General features: G+C 41.4%; 18 protein-coding genes. 6 read left to right on the forward strand and 12 right to left on the reverse strand.

Translation table 11 applies throughout. The annotated features are described in order from the left end of the window. Nucleotides 1-6: 6 nt before the first annotated feature. From HX021_RS01325 to HX021_RS01345, 5 genes are read right to left on the reverse strand one after another with little or no spacing between them, the layout of a single operon-like run. Nucleotides 7-981 carry a bifunctional riboflavin kinase/FAD synthetase gene (locus tag HX021_RS01325; RefSeq protein ID WP_286587718.1) on the reverse strand — a complete coding sequence of 325 codons (975 nt, stop codon included), beginning with the start codon at nt 979-981 and terminating at the stop codon, nt 7-9. A gap of 55 nt (nt 982-1,036) precedes the next feature. Next, nucleotides 1,037-1,759: a tRNA pseudouridine(55) synthase TruB gene (gene truB / locus HX021_RS01330; protein WP_286587720.1), complete on the reverse strand. Its 723-nt coding sequence runs from the start codon at nt 1,757-1,759 to the stop codon at nt 1,037-1,039. A gap of 10 nt (nt 1,760-1,769) precedes the next feature. Beyond that, a complete protein-coding gene (locus HX021_RS01335; protein WP_286587721.1) occupies nt 1,770-2,564 on the reverse strand; it encodes an undecaprenyl-diphosphate phosphatase in 795 nt (264 codons plus the stop codon). Nucleotides 2,565-2,579: 15 nt separating this feature from the next. Continuing rightward, a complete protein-coding gene (locus HX021_RS01340; RefSeq protein WP_286587723.1) occupies nt 2,580-2,825 on the reverse strand; it encodes a DUF3098 domain-containing protein in 246 nt (81 codons plus the stop codon). Nucleotides 2,826-2,827: 2 nt separating this feature from the next. Beyond that, the gene (locus tag HX021_RS01345) at nt 2,828-3,706 is read right to left on the reverse strand and encodes a cell division protein FtsX (protein ID WP_286587725.1); all 879 of its coding nucleotides are present in this window, start codon (nt 3,704-3,706) and stop codon (nt 2,828-2,830) included. Between the two features lie 218 nt (nt 3,707-3,924). Between HX021_RS01345 and leuS the strand changes: the two genes are divergently transcribed. After that, entirely contained in the window at nt 3,925-6,708 is a 2,784-nt protein-coding gene (gene leuS / locus HX021_RS01350; RefSeq protein WP_286587727.1) for a leucine--tRNA ligase, read from the forward strand. A gap of 55 nt (nt 6,709-6,763) precedes the next feature. Here leuS and HX021_RS01355 read toward each other — a convergent pair whose 3' ends face one another. Continuing rightward, the gene (locus HX021_RS01355; RefSeq protein ID WP_286587729.1) at nt 6,764-7,045 is read right to left on the reverse strand and encodes a GNAT family N-acetyltransferase; all 282 of its coding nucleotides are present in this window, start codon (nt 7,043-7,045) and stop codon (nt 6,764-6,766) included. A 328-nt stretch (nt 7,046-7,373) separates the two neighbouring features. On the opposite strand from HX021_RS01355, the gene HX021_RS01360 reads away from it, so the two are divergent. After that, nucleotides 7,374-7,796, forward strand: coding sequence for a cold-shock protein (locus HX021_RS01360; RefSeq protein ID WP_286587730.1), 423 nt, complete (start codon nt 7,374-7,376; stop codon nt 7,794-7,796). A gap of 145 nt (nt 7,797-7,941) precedes the next feature. Here the strand turns inward: HX021_RS01360 and HX021_RS01365 are convergent, their stop codons facing one another. From HX021_RS01365 to hmpA, 3 genes are all read right to left on the reverse strand, one after another. Next, nucleotides 7,942-8,694 (reverse strand): GNAT family N-acetyltransferase, encoded by a 753-nt coding sequence (locus tag HX021_RS01365; protein ID WP_286587732.1) that lies wholly within the window; start codon nt 8,692-8,694, stop codon nt 7,942-7,944. A gap of 1,067 nt (nt 8,695-9,761) precedes the next feature. After that, entirely contained in the window at nt 9,762-10,217 is a 456-nt protein-coding gene (locus HX021_RS01370; RefSeq protein ID WP_286587734.1) for an RrF2 family transcriptional regulator, read from the reverse strand. Between the two features lie 108 nt (nt 10,218-10,325). Next, entirely contained in the window at nt 10,326-11,528 is a 1,203-nt protein-coding gene (gene hmpA, locus HX021_RS01375) for an NO-inducible flavohemoprotein (protein WP_353621003.1), read from the reverse strand. Between the two features lie 603 nt (nt 11,529-12,131). Here hmpA and HX021_RS01380 point away from each other — a divergent pair. Continuing rightward, nucleotides 12,132-13,637 (forward strand): NAD(P)H-hydrate dehydratase, encoded by a 1,506-nt coding sequence (locus HX021_RS01380; protein WP_286587736.1) that lies wholly within the window; start codon nt 12,132-12,134, stop codon nt 13,635-13,637. Then, the gene (locus HX021_RS01385) at nt 13,638-14,060 is read left to right on the forward strand and encodes a GNAT family N-acetyltransferase (RefSeq protein ID WP_286587738.1); all 423 of its coding nucleotides are present in this window, start codon (nt 13,638-13,640) and stop codon (nt 14,058-14,060) included. Here the strand turns inward: HX021_RS01385 and HX021_RS01390 are convergent. Both HX021_RS01390 and HX021_RS01395 read right to left on the reverse strand, forming a co-directional pair. After that, nucleotides 14,034-15,530, reverse strand: a complete 1,497-nt coding sequence (locus tag HX021_RS01390; RefSeq protein ID WP_286587739.1) for a DUF3943 domain-containing protein — start codon at nt 15,528-15,530, stop codon at nt 14,034-14,036. The two genes, HX021_RS01385 and HX021_RS01390, sit on opposite strands and share 27 nt — an antisense overlap. Before the next feature lie 217 nt (nt 15,531-15,747). Next, nucleotides 15,748-16,338 (reverse strand): sugar O-acetyltransferase, encoded by a 591-nt coding sequence (locus HX021_RS01395; protein WP_286587750.1) that lies wholly within the window; start codon nt 16,336-16,338, stop codon nt 15,748-15,750. Nucleotides 16,339-16,492: 154 nt separating this feature from the next. Here HX021_RS01395 and HX021_RS01400 point away from each other — a divergent pair, with 154 nt between their 5' ends. Then, a complete protein-coding gene (locus HX021_RS01400) occupies nt 16,493-18,730 on the forward strand; it encodes a glycosyltransferase family 4 protein (RefSeq protein WP_286587752.1) in 2,238 nt (745 codons plus the stop codon). Here HX021_RS01400 and HX021_RS01405 read toward each other — a convergent pair. Then, on the reverse strand, nt 18,678-20,207 hold the full coding sequence (locus tag HX021_RS01405) for a glycoside hydrolase family 130 protein (RefSeq protein WP_286587753.1): 1,530 nt from the start codon (nt 20,205-20,207) through the stop codon (nt 18,678-18,680). The two genes, HX021_RS01400 and HX021_RS01405, sit on opposite strands and share 53 nt — an antisense overlap. Nucleotides 20,208-20,288: 81 nt before the next feature. Here HX021_RS01405 and HX021_RS01410 point away from each other — a divergent pair, with 81 nt between their 5' ends. Continuing rightward, nucleotides 20,289-21,758 carry an aminoacyl-histidine dipeptidase gene (locus tag HX021_RS01410; protein WP_286587754.1) on the forward strand — a complete coding sequence of 490 codons (1,470 nt, stop codon included), beginning with the start codon at nt 20,289-20,291 and terminating at the stop codon, nt 21,756-21,758. The last annotated feature ends 205 nt before the right edge of the window (nt 21,759-21,963 follow it).

Below are 21,963 nucleotides of genomic sequence, written 5' to 3' on the forward strand. Positions count from 1 at the left end.
AAAAATTTAGCCGATAAGATTCCGGATAGCTGTTTCATCAGCCTTGATTTGAGCTTTCATTTCCTCCAAGGAATCAAATCGTTCGTCGTGACGGATGAAATGAAGAAATTTGACCCGGAGTGTTTTACCATAAATATCTTGATCAAAATCAAATAGACTGATTTCAATAGCCCTATTCATACCATCTACAGTGGGGCGTGTGCCAATATAGCCCATGCCTTTTGCGATAGATACAGGATTTTCTTCACGATATTCACCTGTGGTGATATTTTGGATATGGTTGTATATATAGACCTCCACGGCATAAATACCATAAGCAGGTATTAATTTATGTGGTTCATGTACTTGAAGATTTGCGGTTGGAAATCCAATTGTCCTGCCGATCTGATCGCCACGGATAACAGTGCCTGTTAATTCGAAAGGATAGCCCAGATAGAGATTAGCCGTTTTGATATCCCCTTTTATAAGTGCTTCACGCACGCGGGTTGAGGAAACAGCGATATCATTGATATCCTGCTCTGGAATCTCATCGACACTGTAATCAAATATAGAAGCAAATTGCTCTAAATCCCCCAATGAACCTTTGCGGTCTTTGCCGAAATGATGGTCGTATCCAATCACTATTTTCTTTGTGCCCAATTTACCTACAAGTACATTGCTAATATATTCTTCTGGAGATTGGTTGGAAAAATCGCGTGAGAAAGGAATGATGATCAGGTGGTCTATCCCTACTTTGCTCAATTGATTTACTTTTTCTTCAATATCATTGATCAGCCGCAAACTGTCATCATCCGGATTGATGATTAACCGGGGATGAGGAAAAAAGGTGAGTAATATAGTCTCACCTTTAATTTTCTGTGCCGCTTCTTTTAAATGGGCTAATATTTTTTGATGACCGATATGGACACCATCGAAAGTACCGATGGTAACAACTGCATTTTCAACGGGGGAGAAATCTTCTAAACTTCTGTAGATTTTCATTTATAGGATTTTTTGCAAAAATAAGATAAAGAATCAATAAAATGGACCGACAAGATTATTTAATGATTTCTTTATGACGTTTTATTTCAGCGATAAGCTGCTCAAGATTCCATGCATTTTCGACCTTATAATCACCACTTTTGGTGCGTCGCAAAGAACTTAAGTGTGATCCGCTGTGCAATACTTTGCCAAAGTCATGGGCCAATGATCGGATATATGTTCCTTTGGAGCAGGAAATCCGGAAATATACATGCGGAAGTTCTATCTTTTCAATAGCAAAGCTATTGATACGGACCTGTCGGGATTTAATTTCTACATCTTCACCACGGCGTGCTTTTTCGTAAACACGTTCACCATTGATTTTAATCGCCGAATGTGCCGGTGGGAACTGCTGTATGTCACCTTCAAAAGTTTTTGCGGCCTCGAAGATCATTTGTTCTGTGATATGCTCGATGGGGAATACCTCCTCAATGGCTGTTTCGAGATCATATGAAGGGGTGGTGCCACCCAAGGTGATCGTACCGGTGTATTCTTTATCTTCAGCCTGGTAGCTGTCAATCTTCTTGGTTAATTTACCCGTACACACAATCAATAATCCCGTTGCTAAGGGGTCTAAAGTTCCTGCATGACCTACCTTTAATTTTAACGGTTTCAGGGAGTTCCTGACTTTACCAACAACATCAAAACTCGTCCATGTTAAAGGTTTATCTATCAACAACATCTCACCTTCAGCAAAATTGAACTTTGCTGGACCGTCACCCACCTCTATGTTTTCCATGAAAAAAATTTTAGATAATTTGTAAACTATGTCCTGAAAGCAGAAGGACCAAGATAATTAGCCCGACCACGATCCGATACCAGCCAAAAGCCTTAAACCCATATTTGGTTAAAAAGCCAATAAAAGATTTGATCGCAATAATTGCTACCACAAAACCGATCAGGTTGCCAATGACGAGCAGGTTGATTTCCTCACCTGTAAACGTATTGCCCTCTTTAAAGAACTTTAATAGTTTAACAACTGAAGCCCCAAACATCATGGGAAGGGCTAAGAAAAACGAAAATTCAGCAGCAGCCTTACGGGTCAATTTTTCGGCCATCCCGCCAATGATTGTACTGGCAGATCTTGATGTGCCCGGAATCAAGGCTAAACATTGGTAAACACCGATCATAAAGGCTTGCTTGTAGGATACATTATCCGAATCTTCAACAGTGGGTTTATTAAACCATTTGTCCACAAAAAGTAACACCACACCACCGATCACCAACATAACGGCAACCATTAATGGACTCTCCAAAAGGGCATCAATATAATCATTGAACAATAAGCCTAAAATGGAGGCCGGTATGGCAGCTATGACCAGTTTGTAATAAAATGAGAGCGTTTTGAAAAAACGTTTATAATATAAAACGAGAACCGATAGTATCGTTCCTAACTGAATAACAATGGTAAACAATTTGACAAACGCTGAGGGCTGAATTCCCATGAGGGCGGTAGCGATAATCATGTGTCCTGTGGAGGAGACAGGCAAAAACTCCGTTAATCCTTCGATTATGGCGAGGATAATAGCTTCAATAATAGACATCTGTTTGAATTAAGATTATTCTTCAGTTTTATTTGTTTTGGGACGATACAGAATTGCCACAAAACCTATTGCAAATCCGATAACGACAACAATAGGAGCTATGGTGATCTTGGTAAAGCTATAAATGTCAGTTTCGCCTGACATCAATGCAAAACCAATGACCACGATAACCAAACTTGCTATGAAAAGTTGGTAATTTATCTTGGAGAACACAAAGGAACTTTTATTGACAGATTCAGTAGATTTCTTTAGTTGAGCCATTTTTATCTATATAAATCGTTAGATTGAGCTTTTAAATATTTTGTTACTGCAAAATAGGTGCTAAGTCCGGAAATGAGGATGCCAATGAGAATCACACCCAAAAAGATGACTGCAAATTCAAACCAGTCGCGTAGAAACACAAGTTCAGGTATCTGTTGCTGTGCAAATTTGAGGGTTAAGATCAATAGTAAAATTGCAATCAACGAACCCAGTAAACCATGGATGATACCGTAAGTGATAAAAGGCTTACGGATAAAATTCTTGGTTGCACCAATCAGTTGCATGCTTTTGATTAGGAAACGCTGAGAGTAAATTGCTAAACGGATCGTATTGTTGATTAAGGCTACTGCAATGATCAATAAGATCACGGCAAATGCCAATACAATGATTCCAATGATGCGGACGTTTTTATTGAGCATATCGATCAACGATTCCTGATAGACCACCTCCTTTATCTTATTGTTTCTGGAAATCTTGTCAATGAAGGTTTTAATACTATCCGTATTCGCATAATTTTCTTTCATATAGACATCCAACGATGGTAGCAGTGGATTGTGACCAAGGTATTGAACAAAATCCTCGCCTAGATCTTCTTTTAGGTTTTTTGCCGCTAATTCCTTGCTGATATACTCCGTGCGGAGAACATAAGGATCCCTTTCAAGATCTTTTTGTAATGAAAGTACATCGCCTTCGCTGGTGCCATCATTGACAATAACATTCAGGACAATGTTTTCTTTAACATATTTTGAAAGATTTTTAGCATGCACCAAGAGCAATCCCAACATACCTGTAACCAACAGTACCAGTGCGATACTGATGACTGTAGAAACATATACAGACTTTGTTTTTCTTTTTTGTGTGCTTAATTCGTATTCTGACATAATAAGCAAAAATTTATTTGCGAAAGTAACTAATTGAGCGGAAGATTTCGAATTTATCTTGTAATTACTTTGATAAAAATCAATTCGAACTTTGTTTTCTACCTACGTTTAAATAACTTTTCAATACTATAATTTATTGTTCAAACTACAAAACTTTTATCAAATTTCAGTATTAAAATCGTAATTTCGCAAGTCATAAAAATTCCTTACGAACAAAAATGGATTATAATCACACATCATTAGAGAAAAAGTGGCAAAAGTTTTGGGCGGATCACCAGACTTATAAGACATCAGATTCGCATCAAAAGCCAAAATACTATGTATTGGATATGTTTCCTTATCCATCTGGGGCAGGACTGCATGTGGGGCATCCACTGGGCTACATTGCCTCGGATATCTTTTCGCGCTACAAGCGTCTGAAAGGTTTCAATGTATTGCACCCGATGGGTTATGATTCTTTTGGACTTCCTGCGGAACAATATGCGATTCAGACGGGACAGCACCCGGCTGTAACCACGGAGGTGAATATCAACCGTTATCGTGAGCAGATGGACAATATTGGTTTCTCTTATGACTGGAGCAGGGAAGTGCGTACTTCCGATCCTGCATATTATAAGTGGACCCAATGGATTTTTATGAAATTATTTGATTCTTGGTATAATAAAGAATCAGATAAAGCTGAGCCTATTGAAACATTGATCGCTAAATTTGCTGCTAGTGGTTCAGCAGCCATTCAGGCTGTTTCAGATGAAGATGTATCCGTATTCAGTGCTGAAGAATGGACATCCTTTGGCGAGGAGCAGCAGCAGCGTGAGCTGTTAAAGTATCGTATAGCTTATCTGCGCGAAAGTACGGTAAACTGGTGTGCAGCTTTAGGTACGGTATTGGCCAATGACGAAGTCATCAACGGTGTGTCCGAGCGTGGTGGTTATCCAGTTGAACAGAAAAAGATGATGCAATGGTCTATGCGTATTACTGCTTATGCCGACCGTTTGTTACAAGGATTGGATACGGTTGATTGGCCGGAGCCTTTGGTTGAAATGCAGCGCAACTGGATTGGGAAATCAGTCGGGGCCTCGGTGAAATTTCCCGTACCCCAATTAGGTACTGCAATTGAGGTTTTTACCACGCGTGTAGATACGATTTTTGGGGTTTCCTTTGTCGTTCTGGCGCCAGAACATGAATTGGTGTCGGCATTGACTACGCCAGGGCAAAAAGCTGAAGTAGAGGCTTATATTGAAAAAACTTCCAAAAAATCTGAATTGGACCGGATGGCCGACACAAAAACAGTGTCAGGAGCTTTTACTGGATCCTTTGCCAAACACCCCATTTCAGGACAGGATGTACAGATCTGGATTGCAGACTACGTTCTGGCAGGCTATGGTACCGGAGCTGTTATGGCAGTGCCTAGCGGTGATCAACGTGACTATGTTTTTGCCAAACATTTCGGTTTAGAAATTATACCTATTTCAGATACGCAGCATATCGATGAAGCAGCAGATCCGAACAAAGACGGAAAATATATCAATTCGGGTTTCATCAATGGTATGACTTATCAAGAGGCTGTGCCTGCTTTGATTGCGAAGTTGGAAGAATTGAAATTGGGAAAGGCAAAGATCAATTTCCGTATGCGTGATGCTATTTTTGGACGTCAGCGTTATTGGGGTGAGCCTGTTCCGGTTTATTTTAAAAATGGCTTGCCTTATTTGATAAATGAAGAGGAGTTGCCTTTATTATTGCCCGAAGTGGATAAATATTTGCCAACAGAATCAGGAGAGCCCCCTTTGGGACGTGCCAAAGGTTGGAAGTATGAGGACCAATATGAGTATGAGTTGAGTACGATGCCTGGATGGGCGGGGTCTTCATGGTACTGGTTCCGATACATGGATCCCAAAAATGAAGGTAACTTTGCCGCCAAGGAAGCGGTTGACTACTGGAAAGCAGTTGATTTATATATAGGTGGTTCTGAACATGCGACCGGGCATTTGCTATATTCCCGCTTCTGGAATAAGTTCTTAAAAGACTTAGGCTATCACAATGAAGAAGAACCGTTCCGGAAACTTATTAATCAAGGGATGATCCAAGGCCGATCTAGCTTTGTTTACCGTGTACTTGATGCCGAGGGGAGAGGGACGAACCAATTTGTGTCATATGGATTAAAAGATGATTATAACACTATTCCATTGCATGTGGATGTTAATATTGTGTCTAATGATATCCTGGACCTGGAAAAATTCAAAAATTTCAGACCTGATTTTGCGAATGCTCAATTTGTATTGGAGCAGGGTAAATACATCTGTGGTAGCGAAGTGGAGAAAATGTCCAAGTCTAAATTCAATGTCGTCAATCCCGACGATATCATCGCATCATATGGAGCTGATACATTGCGCCTTTATGAAATGTTCTTAGGACCATTGGAACAGGCTAAGCCCTGGAATACCAATGGTATTGAGGGTGTTTATAAGTTCCTGCGCAAAGTATGGCGTTTATTCCATGATGCTGAAGGTAACTTTGCGGTGTCAGCTGAGGAGCCGTCAAAAGCAGAATTTAAAGCACTCCATAAGATCATTAAGAAAGTCGAAGAAGATATTGAGCGATTCTCATTCAATACCTCCGTTTCGGCCTTTATGATCTGTGTCAATGAACTGACTGATTTGAAATGCAATAAACGTCAAATACTGGAGCAACTGATTATTGTGCTTCAGCCTTATGCTCCGCATATCACCGAAGAGTTGTGGAATTTATTGGGCAATGAAGCCGGAACACTATCGTATGCTGCATATCCCGTATTTCATCCGGAGTACTTAATTGAATCTGAATTTGCTTACCCCGTTTCTTTCAATGGCAAGATGAAATTTAATCTATCGTTAGGGTTGGATTTGGACCAAAAAGCCGTGGAAGACACGATCAGGGCACATGCTGATGTACAACGGCATTTAGATGGAAAACCGATCAAAAAGATTATTTTTGTAAAAGGAAAAATAATCAATATTGTCGTTTAATCTATACTCGGTTAGCATAAAAAAGCCGTTTTATCCTGATGATAAAACGGCTTTTTTATGCTAGCACATCCTGAAAAGCGATTGTTTTATCAAAAATTGATTTTGCATAGGGACAGTTGGGGATAATCTTGGCATCGTTCTTTCGTGCATAGTCCACAGCTTCAAGAACAAGCTTTTTTCTTACACTCATGCCTTTATACTCATCATAAACTTCTGTGTGATCTATTGTGAATTCACTTTCATTTTGCCAGGTATATTCCAAAATTCCAGCTTCATTATTGTCAACCTCAGCAATAAAATTCCCTTTGTCGTCTCTCTCGATGTTTTTTACTTCCATAGTGTTTTTTTCAAAATAACGTCTAAAAGATATTTTTGTTTTATGAAATTTTGCAATTTTTCAGATTCCGAAGACGAGGATATTGCTGCTTATTTAAGCGGGTTGGCATGATGGCATTGGGCAAAAAGGAGGCTAAAAATAAAAGGAACCTAGGCTGCAGGGAATAAATGCAGCGTTCGATTGGGAACAGTGATGCCTGTCGTCAATTATTGCAAATTTTTTGTATATTTGCAGCATATCTCCTAAGTACATATCGCATTTTTATCTTTTCAACAAAGCTCTAAAGGTCCGTAACCTCCTCGGGAAAATTTATTTTAATCCATATTGAATGAGCAAAAGCCAAATTACATTTAACAAAAAAGAACGAGAAAAAAAGAAACTACTCAAAAAACAACAGAAAATTGAGAAAAAAGAATTCAACAAAACAAACAACGATAAAGGAAAATCTTTGGAAGAGCTGTTTGCTTATGTTGATGAATACGGGAATATCTCAGACAAGCCACCCGTCAAATTAAAAGAGGGTGAAACTCCGGCCTCTGCCAGCACCCAAGATGACTATTCTTTTGGGAAAGTTGTCCATTACAATACAGAATCCAATTACGGGTTCATCCGGGATAATGAAACACAACAATCCGTTTATTTTAATGATCGTCTTGTAGGGCAGAAATTAAATCTTAATCAGAAAGTCAAGTTTAAATTCAAAAGTGCCAAACAAGGGACTCAAGTAACTGAAGTTTTGATCGAATATTAATCAATACATATCCGGCTCTCGCAGAAGCCAGGAAAAATATAAATCCCTCGGAGGAAGTTGAGCTTTGCCCAGCAGCCCACCGGGGGATTGTTATTTGTAGGCGTTGCGCAGGCAACAGTCCCCCCAAATGTATGGGCGGCGGTACTCACTCTTTAAACGTTAAACCTTTTTCAAATAGCGCTTGCCGTAGTGGCGGAAGGGAAGCCTTTCCGAAGCCATGTAATCTCAACAGGTCCTTTTCAGTAAAACCTGCCAGTTTCTCCATGCTGTCGATACCTTGTTGTAATAATGCATTTCTTGCAGGGCTGCTCAGTAGGCTCAGAAAGCCACTATCAGGTCTCTTCTCTTTTTCACAGCTGGGGCATGTTGGACAGTGAATATCCACTTCCAATGTCGCCTGTTTTATCCAGTCGGATTTTGAGATCTGCATGTTTAATCCCTTCCAGGTTTCATTTCCGACGACAGTTTCCGATGTGACTTCTTCGTTGATCCGGAATCCCACATTTTCATAACATCGGATCGCATTGCTGTTCCACGAATAAACATTTAAGTCCGCCTGATCGTACCTGTCATCAATAAAAAGAAGCTTTAGCAGGGCATGTATAGTCTGCTTTCCATACCCTTTGTTGCGCTCTGTGTTTTGGGCGATCAATATACGTGATAAGCGCGGGATATCCCTTTCGAAATTAAGTTCACAATGCCCGATGACCATACCGGATTCCAGTAGCGTAATTTTGTATGGACGGCGTTTTGGATCCTCCAGATAATGCTGCAATTGTTTGTCCGTAATGGGGAATGAAAAGTATGGCCCAGCAAATTGAAGTAGCTCCTCTGGTGATTTTATCCATGATTTGAATCGGTCAAGATCAGTTTTTTCAAATGGAAGTAATGTTATCATGATGTTTGGGGGTACTTGCTGTGTTTGATTATTAGGTCCAATTTAGACAATTATAAAGTTCTTTCCTAAGAGCTAAGGGAGATTTGAAAAAAAATCCGTGAAAAAACTATGGACAAGCCAAACGGTTATGGCCCGATAAAAAAGCGATGGAGTAGGGGGGGGGAGTTAAGGTGTTTTAGCTCATCTCCTGCGGTTTTATGGTTTTATACTAGTGTGGGTGGTCTACTGGTGTAAAATTAGGCCTGAGAGCTTTAAAAGAGCTTAAATGAGTGCTATGGTTGGCGGAAGATGAATTGGGTTTGTGAAAGTAAGATAATTCGACCTACTTAGGGCGTTCGAACTAGTATCAGGCATACCTGATGGAAAGTGTAATCATGAAAAAAATGGTTCATAGGGAGGACTATAGCGAGAGTGATTTAAGAAGCAAAAAAGAAGGTTGAACCTGAAAAAGTATGTGGATAAAATAATATCCACTTGTTTTACAATAAAAAATAACGCTTTTTTGTTGCTTTTTATCCTTAATTTATACATTATATGAACTTTTTAATATTTTGCTTTATAGATACTAACGTAAAATTATTTGCCGTATTGGCTATCGATTATACCGATTTCGTATTAAGAATGAAATTCTGGTCTTTTTGACTAAATGTAGAGATCGTAAGGCCCGTTTTTAACCCAAAGGAAAGGTTCAGAATGGTTGAAAAATCGATGGTGAATTTTTCTTTAGACGGCTTAAATCGAGACGATATCTTGAGAAATACATCGTTTCCAGGTATTTAGTTTAAAAGGCCTGCAAAACGATCCCATAAGGGAACAATAAAAGTATATTACTGATCTGTAGAATTCCGTTAGCGGTAGATAACGGGGAGCATTTTAAACAGTGTAAAATAAATGGGAAAGATTGTTGGATTTTTTTGTTTACTATATAACCGTATAAATCAATAGTTTGGTGTAGTTTATGTTATCTTTTAATAGATGTTTTGTGATTCCCAAACCTTCAGCTATTGGCTTGACTCATCATGGCACTTTTACTGAACAGTAGCCCTTGTGTTTACGCAAAAGAATTCTCATTTCGGGCTGATATGGCATTTCGTCAATAAGATTTTCCCTTTGATCAGGTCATCATTAAATTGGCCAACAGTTGTTTTTTGGAGCATTTCGGAGAGGTTGTTACGGATGGTTTTAAATTCATGATGTAAAGGACATGGATACTGCTCTGAACAGAATTCCAGTCCCATACCACAGCCAACAAATAGGCTCTCACCGTCAATAGCCTTGACGACATCCGATAGTGGTGTTGACATATCCTCCAGGTCCAGATAAAACCCGCCGCCAGGCCCCTTCATGGAGCGGATAATTCCTGCCCGGCTTAAGTTCTGCAATATCTTACCCAGAAAGGCTTCGGGGGAATGGATATTTTCGGCTATTTCCTTTATGCCGACACGCTTGTTTTCCTGAGAGCTCTGTGCGATGAAAAAAACTGCACGAAGACCATATTCACATGTTTTGGAAAAAATACCCATAATCTGTTCTTACTTTTTACAAAGGTACAAAATCAATAATAGCCATCCACGATTGATACAAAAAATGCGGATGGCTATTTCAGGTGTCCTGAATTTATGTGAAATAGGCTAGTTCAACTGTAAAGAAGCGGGACCAAATTCTTCGAAATGGATGTTGCTGGCGTCGATACCTTGGCCAGTCAAATATTGAAAATGTTTTTCTATAAATCCTGCCGGTCCACATAAATAATAGTTAGCTTGCTGCGGGAGATGATCGGAATCTATTTTGGCCAAGTCAACCCATCCCGGGATTGCACCGTTATTTATCGGTTGAGCTTCATCATAGAAGGAGAAGCACGTGATGTTCGGGTATTGACTTTCCAATACTTGGATCCTATCTTTAAAAGCATGCAGATCATTATTTCGGCAGCCATGGATCCAAGTAATGGTGTTTTGGCCTTCCCGGCTGACTAGATGTTCCAACATCGCGATCAACGGTGTTTGTCCGACCCCACCACTGATGAAGATATGCGGATGTTCATTTTCAACCAGATTAAAGGAACCCGTTGGTGCTGTCAGTTCAAGTTGTTTTCCGACTTGAAAATACTGGTGTATATAATTACTCACCATACCATCAGGTTTTCCTTCGACTGCTTCCTTTTTAACCGATATACGCAGATATTTTCCATTGCTGGCATCTGATAGGCTGTATTGTCTGGGCTGGTAAAGATGGAGCTCAGGAAGGAAAACACGAACACTTACATATTGGCCGGGAGTATGTACGGGAAGTTTTCCACCATCCGTAGGTTCAAGATAAATCGATTGGATCTCGGCAGTTTCAGCTACAACTTTTACGACATTAAAAGGCTTCCAGCCTGTCCAGCCACCGTCGTGCTGGATCATTTGGTCATACATCTCTTTTTCAACCCCGATCATCAAGTCGGCCAATTGAAAATAAGCAACCTTCCAGGCTTCGATCAGTTCATCTGAGGCAGCATCGCCTAATACTTCCTGAATAGAAGCCAAAAGATGTTTCCCCACAATTTGATAGTGCTCAGGGCGGATATTCAGACTGCTGTGTTTCTGGCCAATGTGCTTGACAGCGGATAAAAGAACCGATGGATTATCGATATGTTCCGCATAAGCGAGCACTGCTGTGGCCAAGGCTGTCTGTTGTCTGGCATTTTGTTGATTACCCATATTGAAAATATGTTTAAGCTCAGGGTTGTGCGTAAACATGCGTTTGTAGAAATGACTGGTTAAAGCAACTCCATGTTCTTTTAAAACAGGTATCGTGCCCTTGATTAAATCTTTTTGTGCTTCAGTTATCATAAATAAAATATTTAAATACCTTTTTGTCTTTTATTTTATTAAAAAAGGGATTAAAAAATTGTCTTCCTCACTTTTGAGGAGCGTTCCTTCGTTGATAGGGTACATTTGCAAATGACTATCGGGTACAAAAATAGGAATTAATAATAGAAGACAAAAATATCTTTTATTATTTTTTGTATTCTACGCCATCGATTGCGTAGAAAATTGTAGGATTTAAAAGCTATTGCTGTTAATTTGGTAGAGTGACTTGATTATACCTGTTGATGTGATGAACTCTGGACAGCATAATGACATGTTATAATCGTAAGGACAGTGGGACCTGTCATGGCACGTTTTTGGATTATTGTTATCGTGTTGCACCCGAAACTTGTTTTCGGGTGCACTTTTGTTTTCGGGCTACTGTCATGTTTTTCAGGTCTTGGGCATAGAAAGTCCATTCAGGTGTTCGGATAATATCCTGGTCCATGTTTACTACGGGCTTAGCATAATTAAAAGCACGAGTTCGTCATTGCTGATTCATTCAAACCTTTGATGTGCTCTTTTTTCTGGGTAAATTAGCATGGGTGAAACAGTTTGTGCGCTGTTTCTTAAAATAAGTGCAATATGAAGATACTTTCAGCTTCCCAGATGAATTGGGTGGATGGTGAAACTATAAAAGATCAGGGGATCAGCAGCCTTGATCTTATGGAACGTGCCGCAACCAGGGTTTTTGACCAGATCAGATTGGCTTATCCCAATTTAGAACAGCAGGTTTTTTATATTTTCTGTGGCAAGGGAAACAATGGCGGGGATGGTTTGGTGCTTGCCAGGCTACTGGATCAAAAGCAGGCTCATGTAAGAGTTTATTTGATTGACACAAATAATTATTCTCCAGCTAATCTCAGCAACCAAAAACGTCTTCCTGCGCATATTATCCAAAAAATAACACCGGCGGATCTGGTCGTTATTCCTACAGATGTAATTGTATTGGACTGTTTATTTGGTTATGGTCTGAAGCAGGCTCTCGATGAAAGCTGGAATGGCCTTATTTCCTGCATCAATGGTAGCGGAGCGACTGTTTATGCCGTAGATATGCCTTCGGGTTTACTGGCAGATGAGACGACCAGGCCATCAGCTCCCATTGTAAAGGCGGACCTGGTATATACCTTTCAGGCTCCCAAATTGGGACTACTGTTGCCTGAAAATCAATTATGGGCTAAAGAATTTACAGTTCTGGACATAGGTTTGAGCCTAAATGCACTGGAAGCGGTAAGGATGGCCTATGGTTATGTCGATCAACAGCTGCTGAAGTCCTTTTATCGAAAACGACAGAAATTTGATCATAAAGGTGTTTTTGGTCACGCGTTAATTATAGGGGGGAGTCGGGGCAAAATGGGGGCAGTACAATTGGCGCTGCGGGCAGCCTTACGTGCAGGCTGCGGTTTAGCCTCTGCGTATATCCCTTCTTGCGGTTGCAGCAGTATTCAAACTGCTGTGCCAGAAGCAATGGTCATCACTGATCCGCAGGAAGACATGATTTCTCAGCTGCCCAACGTGGATGCGTATCAGTCCATTGGTATCGGTATTGGGATGGGGACCGATCAAAATACCCGCCATGCTTTAAAAAAGTTTATCCTGCAGGCCGGACGCAGTGTTCTGGTATTGGATGCAGATGCCCTCAATATTCTGGCCAAAGAACCTGATTTGTGGGCCTTTGTTCCTAAAGGCAGTCTACTGACACCACATCCGAAGGAGCTCAGTCGCATTTTGGGAAACTGGCAAAATGATTTTGAGAAAATCGAAAAGGTAAAAGCTTTTGCTGCCAAATACCAGCTGTATGTTTTGATAAAAGGGGCAAATAGCGCCATGGTTATGCCTGAAGGTGATGTTTACTTTAATAGCACTGGGAACGTCGGTATGGCCACAGGTGGTAGCGGCGATATTCTGACAGGTATATTGACTGCATTGTTGGGGCAGGGGTATTCCTCCAAAGAGGCGTTGATTATGGGGGTATATATACATGGCAGGGCCGCGGATATTGCCGTACAATCAATAGGCGTATACTCTTTATTGCCATCGGATATCATCGGCCAGCTTCCAGCAGCATTTATGGAATTAGAAGGAGGTTAAATGTCAGACTGGTATGTTGAACAGGTCTTTGCTGCCCGCACTTGGAAGCTGAGAAAAGAAATCTTTTCTCCTGAGGGGAGTCTTGCCGATGTGATGTTGGAGGATGACTTCAACGCCTCCCATTTTGCGGCTTATCATAAAGATGAAGTCGTCGGTGTATTGACCTTAACCAGGCGGGATGATGAATATACAGTTCATTTTTTTGCTGTCCGGCCAATTTTTAGACGACAAGGAGTAGGGTATGCGCTAGTACGGTATGCGCAGCAATTTGTCCGGACATTGCAGGGGAATCGCATCTTGGTGAGATCAGATGATGAACACAGCCGTTTTTGGATGAACATTGGTTTTAGGCCACTGGCAAAAGAAGAAAATGGGAGAACATTATTTTCATGCTCTTTAGAAGGTGACATTGTATCCCAGTGATAGACGGACAAAAGGGTAATCTTTATCAATATCAGGATAATCCTTGAAATTTCCCTCCAGCCGGAAATAGCCAGAACTGGCATTTAGGGAAAAATTTTTGAATAATCTTAGACTTGCAGATCCGGCTGCGGTATGTAGAAAATAATGCGAATCATTACCACTGATCGTGACAAAATAACCGCCATGATAATTTATCCCCAATTTTAATCTTTTCCAGACACTGATGTCCATGGATCCACGTAGATCAGCTCCAGGGCCATAATTGTAGTTTCGACTATCACCAAAGAGTAGGTACGGATCGGGTACAGCCGCCAGGATAACAGGGCCACCACCTATGGTTGTGGTCAATTTATTGTTTCTTCCAAAGGTAAAATTGGAAATGATATTATAATTCACACTTTGGGCGCCATAGAAAAATGCTTCATTGTGGATAAAATCATAGTTTGCAGAAACGATGCCCAGATGTCGGCCCGGAATTTTCTTGAAAATACGTTTGCCATATAGTGAGGCATAAACATTCAGTGAATTGACAAAAGAACTGTCGTCGGATCCCACTTCAAGGTTGACATAGAAGTCATCAAATGGTTTTTTTTGGTCAACTTCCCCGTTGGTGTACAATAGCTTCAGCCGTGCATAAATATCGTTTTTTCCCTTCTCAATGATGTTCCCTTCTTTTGCGTCAAAGCGTTTTACGCCAAGGTCAAACTCCGCCTGTACGCGGGAACTGTCAATTACCTGGCCTTTAACCACTCGCCCCCAACGGCCATCCAATAAGCGATTTAAGCCGTTGACAGGATTGATCAAAAATGCCAGAAACTCTTTACTTTGACGTTCAGCTACTGAATGCGTTGGTCTGGACAGTACATTTTGGGAGAGGCGATGTGTCATCTCCCCTAAAATAATTCCACCAAAGGATGTATTGACAAGATCATTGATGGATGGTGATTGGGTTTCGCCGGCAGTTTCCCATAAAAAGCTTCCGGCAACAGTTGCCACCGAAGATTCCCAAAACTTAAAGTTGTTGGAGCGGAATGCATTGAAATATAACTGACCATGATAAGGGTGTGCAATCTGGTTGGTTGCAAAAGCATTATCATCCCAGGCCCAGGCTTTTGGATTCAGATGCTTAAACCAATTGTTAAGAGTGATATGTGAATAAGGATCCTGTCGCACAAAATAATTAAAGGAGGCGGGTAATGCCTGAAAAGAAAACCACTCGATTCCGGCGCGCGTCCATAATCTTTTGGGGTTGTGGAAAACGGTGTCAGATTGGATCCCAAGGGGGTAGCTTTCTTGATAAGTTTTTACACTGTTTTTTTTGAAATCATTGTATGCATCAGTGATGTGCGGTGCGACAAATTGATGGTTCTGTTTTGAAGCTGTGCTGCTATACTGTGCCAATGCTTCTTGTGGTAAAGAGCAGGTCAAATAAAGGAGTAGCCAAACAAGGAAAGTTAAATGTCTTATCATATATAGCCTTAGTCAAAAACAGGATAGCACAAAACTAGAAGTTTTCATACAATAGGTCCATAAGTCAATCCTTCATATCAGAGATTATGACTTTCATTTGATATGTAGTCATCATATTGATAAGCGTATTTGTCCCTCCGCTAAGCCTTGGCCTATTCATTTTTAGTGCTGCACAGGATAAATGTTCCCGTGCAGATTTGGCAGCGCTGCACATTGATTATTGGTCTGCAGTATAATCTTTCCGGTCGGCTTCGGTAATATGGCGGATGACACGGCATGGATTTCCTGCAGCAACAACATCAGGGGGGATATCTTTGGTGACAACAGAACCTGACCCGATAACCGTGTTTTTACCGATGCGGACTCCAGGGTTAATGACCACTTGTCCACCGATCCATACATTATCTTCAATAACAATGGGAGAGGCAAATTCCCAGCCCAGGTTTCTCGCTTCAAAATGCAGGGGATGACCGGCCGTAAAAAGGCTTACATTGGGACCAAACAGTACATTTTCTCCGATCGTTACCGGAGCACAGTCTAAAATTGTACAATTGTAATTGCTGTAAAAATTCTCACCAATGGAAATATTATAACCGTAGTCACAGCGGAATGGAGGTTCTAAAAAGAACCGCTTTCCGGTAGATTTAAATAATTTTTGAATGATCTGTTTTCTGAACTTGATTTGTTTTGGCTCTGCATCATTGAATCGTTTGAGTTCCTCTTTTGCATACTGTCGTTCCTTAAATAACTGTCCGTCTGAATCGATGTAAGGGATTCCGGCAATCATTTTTTCCTTTGATGAGTTCATGCAGCGTCTATTTTATGATTTGTAACAAATCTATCAATTCCTGTTTAATAAATACGGTACTGACAAACAATTTTGCGTTGACAAGCATTTAGATAATGGAGCATATACATGCTGCAGTTTCTTAGAAGACTACATTCAATATAAAATTATTCCAATGAAGATTGCTTATATAAGTACATACCTGCCCAAAGAATGTGGGATAGCCACCTTTACATCAGATTTGCTACATTCGGTGGCTTTGCACAATCAAGAGCTTGTCCAGCATGTTTTTGCTGTTTCGGACGGTGATTATACCTATCCCAATGAAGTGGTTTTTCGGATCGATCAACAGCAGCAGCTTTCTTATCTTGAAGCTGCCAGTTATATCAATGAAAATGGCTACGATTGCGTTATATTGGAACATGAATATGGTATTTTTGGAGGAAACAGTGGCATGTACATTCTATCCTTGATCAATGCATTGCATATCCCTTTGCTTGTCAACCTGCATACAATCCTCGAGCAGCCAAACGTGGATGAAAAAGCGATATTGATCGAGATTGTAAAACGGGCTTCCATTGTGATCGTGATGAGTAATTATGCGATTACACTGCTAAAAACTGTTTATCGGGTCAATACCACAAAAGTAAGGCTTATACATCATGGAGTTCCGGAGTTTTATCTGGATCATGAGGAGGCAAAGGCTAGAAAAGGACTTTCAGGCAAGCAGGTTTTGTTGACATTTGGCTTTTTAGGCCGTAATAAAGGTATTGAGACCGTGATTGAATCGCTTGTTGAAGTGGTGAAGCATGAACCGGACCTCATCTACCTGGTTGTCGGTAAAACGCATCCCAATGTACTTGCACATTCGGGAGAAGAGTATCGGGAATATTTGCAAGGTTTGGTTGAGCGCTACCGGTTAGGACCACATGTTCAATTTGTCAATTCCTTTGTGAGTCAATCTGATCTTGTGGAGTATCTATGTGCTTGTGATGTGTATGTGACACCCTATATTAACGAGGCACAGATCACCAGTGGGACATTATCCTATGCCATTGGAGCTGGGGCTGCCGTGGTGTCAACCCCGTATTGGCATGCCAAGGAGCTGTTGTCCGAAGGGAGAGGGGTACTGGTGGAGTTTAAGAACCCGGGAAAGATGGCAGCAACATTGACCGAAGTATTTTCCAATACGGAATATCGGGCGATTTTGAGGGACAACGCCCGGGCCTTAGGTAAGGAAATGACCTGGAAAAATATAGGCCTCCGCTATACCCGATTATTGGAAAAAGTAATCCCCACCCAGGATGGTTTAAAAGAAAATGGAGCATTCACAAAAGATGAGATGCCCAAATTTAGCTGGAAGCATATTGACCGTTTGACCAACCAGGTCGGTATTTTGCAACACGCCACCTATTCCTTGCCCAACTATAAAGAAGGGTATTGTCTGGACGATAACGCAAGAGCATTGCTGGTGACGCTATTGGCACAACGGGATTTCTCGGATAAAAAACTAGACCGGCGTATTTCGACGTATTTAAGTTATATCTATTACCATCAGCGTGCGGATGGGTTGTTTCATAATTTTATGAGCTTTCAGCATCATTTTTTGGATGAAGTAGGCTCTGAAGATTCTTTTGGAAGAACAATTTTGGCATTGGGTGTGCTCCTGCGGGAGACAAATCTGACCAGCTATTACCAATTGGGGCATGAATTATTTTTCAGGTCGGTACCACATTTCAGAGCGCTTCGGTCGAATCGGGCGATTGCGTATACCGTACTGGGGATTGCTGAATATCTGCACCATCAGTCCAATGATGAGGTCATGATCGAGCTGATGCGGGAGCTGATTGGAAAGTTGCTGCATGAATATGAAGCCAGTTCTGATGAAAACTGGAATTGGTTTGAGGCAGTACTGGCCTATGACAATGCCATTTTGCCCTATGCTTTACTGGCTTCCTATCCATTTCTTAATGATGAAGGGGTTAAACAGGTCGGTCTGCTGACACTGAATTTTTTGGAAAGCATGACCGTTCAAAATGGTGCACTTTCTTTGGTCGGAAATCAGGAGTGGGCCAAGCAGGGGAAGCATGCCAGTAAATTTGGCCAACAGCCCCTCGACGTCACTGCCATGGTGTTTATGTATCGTGAAGCCTTTCGTCTGACCGGCAAAAAAGCCTATTTTGCACGGATGGTCGCATCATTCCGCTGGTTTCTGGGAGAAAATGACCTCAAATTAGGATTATATGATGAGGAAACAAAAGGCTGTTGTGACGGACTTGAATCCTATGGGATCAATCGGAACCAAGGAGCAGAGAGCACCCTCTGTTTTTACCTGGCGTACATCGTGGTCTATCGTACATTTATTGATAACGATCAGGATTTAATATCGCCAGCAACAAATCTTCCAATTTGATCGTGGCATAGGTAGAGGCATAGTCTGACATGGCATAAGGAAGAATAAGATGTTCATTATGGACCAGGGCTCCACAGGAGTAGATCACGTTGGGGACATAGCCTTCCCTTTCCTTATCATTAGGAGTCATCAATGGGCTGTGCAGGCGTCCTATTTCTACATGTGGATTGTCAAGGTCCAATAAAGCTGCACCAAGCACATACTCACGCATGGGGCCCACGGCGTGGGTCAGGATCAACCAGCCATATTGCGTTTCGATCGGCGAACCGCAATTCCCGATCTGCACAAATTCATAAGGGTATTCAGGTTGCTGAATCCGGATGGCGGTTTCCTGCCAGATATTGATGTTATGTGAATACGCGATATAATTGTTTTCACCATCAATACGGCAGAGCATCGCATATCGGCCATTGATCTTCCGGGGAAAGAGAGCGGCCCCTTTGTTGGCAATTTCTCCGTATATAGGCTTCACTTTAAAGTGATAAAAATCTTTTGTGGCCAACAGTTTGGGTAGAATACTGAATCCATCATAGGCCGTATAGGTGGCATAATAGATGTTTTCTCCTTTTTCATCCTTGAACTGTACAAAACGGGCATCTTCAATGCCCCGTTTTTCTGTGTCGGCAATAGGGAAAATAACGCGCTCCGAAATGGAAGTGTCTAAAGAAAATGTCATTTCATAGTGCGAGGAAGCCAGCCATAATGCCTGTTGCAAGAAGGTTATATTTTCCAGGTTATCCTCACTTGTCTGTCTGACCTCATCGATGTACCGCTTGAGCTCTTCATAGGTAAATGTTGCCGTCAGCTTCTCCTCCAGTTTGGTTTTGACCTCGGTGGGTTCGGCATGGAGCTCGTTCATCTTCTTCAAAAAAGATTCTTTATGATACCGGTGATTTTTGACCTGAATAGGTTTATCCAATAAATTGCCGATATAATCGATGTGTATATTATTGTCGACATCAAGGGTTCCAGACCTAAAAACGATGGAAGATACATGTCCTTCTCCGGTAGCCCTGAAACTGAGTATCACACGCTTTTCCCCCTTGAAAAGCTCGGTCTGGTCAGGGTGCTCCACTATGGAGGGGTTGAATAGTGCCGCCGACTCGATCGAGTACTCCATCGTAAAATACGAACCGATCAATAGCTTGTCCAGTTGGTTTAACTGTTCTTTTTGAAAAGGGATTTTTTCCAACAAGTGGCTGACGCGGTTATAATTACGTTCAAAGATATTGACAATACTACGATGTCTTTTTGTATAACTTCGGAGCACCTGCCCAAAGACTTCTTTGCGTTCCATCTCTGTCAGTGCAAGGAGACGTTTGATCACTTTGATCGTACGGTCATCACCTAGAGAGAAAAATCGGGCCAAAACCCTTTTTTTATCCGGTTTAAAATAGATGTCTTTTCGTTCTACCTTTACGGGTCTGTGCATGTTGATGTTCTTTTCGGATTTCCTGTGGTAAGAACGAATAGACATTGGCTTTTGTTTTTGTGAAGAGCGATAATCGCAGGATATATTGTAAAAATGGAGTAACTTTGGCGAAAGAAAATTTTTAATATGGCTGAAAATAATTTAGATAAATTAGAACCAAAAGCAATCTGGAAAAACTTTGCTGCTTTAAATGCTGTGCCACGTGCATCCAAAAAAGAAGCCCGGGTCATTGCCTTTATGGTCGATTTCGGAAACTCGTTGGGCTTAGCAACACATGTAGATGAAATCGGAAATGTGCTGATCAGGAAACCTGCAACGCAGGGGATGGAAGACCGCAAGACCATTGTGCTGCAATCACATTTGGACATGGTTCATCAGAAAAATAATGATACCGTTTTTGATTTCGATACCGAAGGAATTAAAATGTATGTCGATGGAGACTGGGTGAAAGCAGAGGGCACCACTTTAGGGGCAGATAATGGGTTGGGGGTCGCTACCATCATGTCCATTCTGGAGTCGACAACCATTGTTCACCCTGCTATCGAAGCCCTGTTCACCATCGATGAAGAAACTGGAATGACGGGAGCCCTGGGATTGAAAGGTGGGCTATTGTCTGGTGAGATCCTGTTGAATCTGGATACTGAAAATGATACTGAAATCGATATTGGTTGTGCCGGCGGCATTGATGTAACGGCTTCACAAACGTATACACCAGAGCCCTGTCCTTCAGGAATGCTGTCTTTTGAGATCACGGTAAAAGGGTTGCATGGCGGTCACTCTGGTATGGATATCCACAAAGGTTTTGCCAATGCCAACAAGCTGATGAACCGTCTGCTGTTTAAGGCCAATGAACGTTATGGATTGCGCATTTCGTCCTTGCTTGGGGGAAGCCTCCGCAATGCGATCCCCAGAGAGAGTGTTGCAAAAGTCGTAATTAGTGAAGATAAGCGGCCTGTTTTTGTACAAGAACTGACACAGATGGCACAAGATATCAAACAAGAATTTGCTACTACAGAACCAGGAATGGAAATTCTTATTGAGCCACAAGATGTATCGTATACCACCCTTGTTCCAGTTGCTGCACAAGAAAATTTGATCAATAGTGTCTATGCTGCGTTAAATGGTGTATACCGTGTGAGTGCGGATTTTGAAGATTTAGTCGAAACATCCAATAATATTGCAAAAGTCGAAGTAGGGGCGGAGCAGATTGTCATCAAATGTCTGACACGGTCTTCTGTCGAAACATCCAAACTTGATCTGGCGCATTCCCTGCAGGCAGCCTTTGAATTGGGAGGTTTTGCTGTAGCGTTTTCAGGTGATTACCCAGGCTGGGCACCGAATCCAAACTCTGAAATCTTGGAAGTACTCAAATCCATCTATCAAAAACAACATGGTACAGCACCTGAAGTGGTGGCTTGCCATGCAGGGCTAGAGTGTGGTATTTTGGGGACAAATTACCCTGGCATGGATATGATCTCTTTCGGTCCTACCATATTGGGAGCGCACTCTCCGGCAGAACGCGCTTCGGTATCCTCTGTGCAGAAATTCTGGAATTTCGTGCTGGAGATACTCAAAGAGATTCCCCGTAAAAAATAAAGAGGAGTTTTATAAATCCTAGCGCTATCCGTTGTAAGAGTTAATACCCCTAAACAGCGTAACAGGCCAAGAAGCATAGGAAAAAAGAATATAATTGAACGAAAAGGTATGGCCAAAGCCATACCTTTTTTGTGTCTGTGCATACAGTAACCGCTATAGGTATAGGCTGGATGAATTGATGCATGGATTAACGATTTTATTAAAG

The organism is Sphingobacterium sp. N143 (assembly GCF_030325625.1).
GTDB lineage: Bacteria > Bacteroidota > Bacteroidia > Sphingobacteriales > Sphingobacteriaceae > Sphingobacterium.

Bases quoted from the DNA above. Each gene is read 5' to 3' on its own strand.
- HX021_RS01410 (WP_286587754.1), top strand. From the start codon at position 20,289: ATGGCTGAAAATAATTTAGATAAATTAGAACCAAAAGCAATCTGGAAA.
- hmpA (WP_353621003.1), bottom strand. From the start codon at position 11,528: ATGATAACTGAAGCACAAAAAGATTTAATCAAGGGCACGATACCTGTT.
- HX021_RS01370 (WP_286587734.1), bottom strand. From the start codon at position 10,217: ATGGGTATTTTTTCCAAAACATGTGAATATGGTCTTCGTGCAGTTTTT.
- leuS (WP_286587727.1), top strand. From the start codon at position 3,925: ATGGATTATAATCACACATCATTAGAGAAAAAGTGGCAAAAGTTTTGG.
- HX021_RS01360 (WP_286587730.1), top strand. From the start codon at position 7,374: ATGAGCAAAAGCCAAATTACATTTAACAAAAAAGAACGAGAAAAAAAG.
- HX021_RS01380 (WP_286587736.1), top strand. From the start codon at position 12,132: ATGAAGATACTTTCAGCTTCCCAGATGAATTGGGTGGATGGTGAAACT.
- HX021_RS01395 (WP_286587750.1), bottom strand. From the start codon at position 16,338: ATGAACTCATCAAAGGAAAAAATGATTGCCGGAATCCCTTACATCGAT.
- HX021_RS01390 (WP_286587739.1), bottom strand. From the start codon at position 15,530: ATGATAAGACATTTAACTTTCCTTGTTTGGCTACTCCTTTATTTGACC.
- HX021_RS01385 (WP_286587738.1), top strand. From the start codon at position 13,638: ATGTCAGACTGGTATGTTGAACAGGTCTTTGCTGCCCGCACTTGGAAG.
- truB (WP_286587720.1), bottom strand. From the start codon at position 1,759: ATGGAAAACATAGAGGTGGGTGACGGTCCAGCAAAGTTCAATTTTGCT.
- HX021_RS01405 (WP_286587753.1), bottom strand. From the start codon at position 20,207: ATGTCTATTCGTTCTTACCACAGGAAATCCGAAAAGAACATCAACATG.
- HX021_RS01325 (WP_286587718.1), bottom strand. From the start codon at position 981: ATGAAAATCTACAGAAGTTTAGAAGATTTCTCCCCCGTTGAAAATGCA.
- HX021_RS01355 (WP_286587729.1), bottom strand. From the start codon at position 7,045: ATGGAAGTAAAAAACATCGAGAGAGACGACAAAGGGAATTTTATTGCT.
- HX021_RS01365 (WP_286587732.1), bottom strand. From the start codon at position 8,694: ATGATAACATTACTTCCATTTGAAAAAACTGATCTTGACCGATTCAAA.
- HX021_RS01345 (WP_286587725.1), bottom strand. From the start codon at position 3,706: ATGTCAGAATACGAATTAAGCACACAAAAAAGAAAAACAAAGTCTGTA.
- HX021_RS01340 (WP_286587723.1), bottom strand. From the start codon at position 2,825: ATGGCTCAACTAAAGAAATCTACTGAATCTGTCAATAAAAGTTCCTTT.
- HX021_RS01335 (WP_286587721.1), bottom strand. From the start codon at position 2,564: ATGTCTATTATTGAAGCTATTATCCTCGCCATAATCGAAGGATTAACG.
- HX021_RS01400 (WP_286587752.1), top strand. From the start codon at position 16,493: ATGAAGATTGCTTATATAAGTACATACCTGCCCAAAGAATGTGGGATA.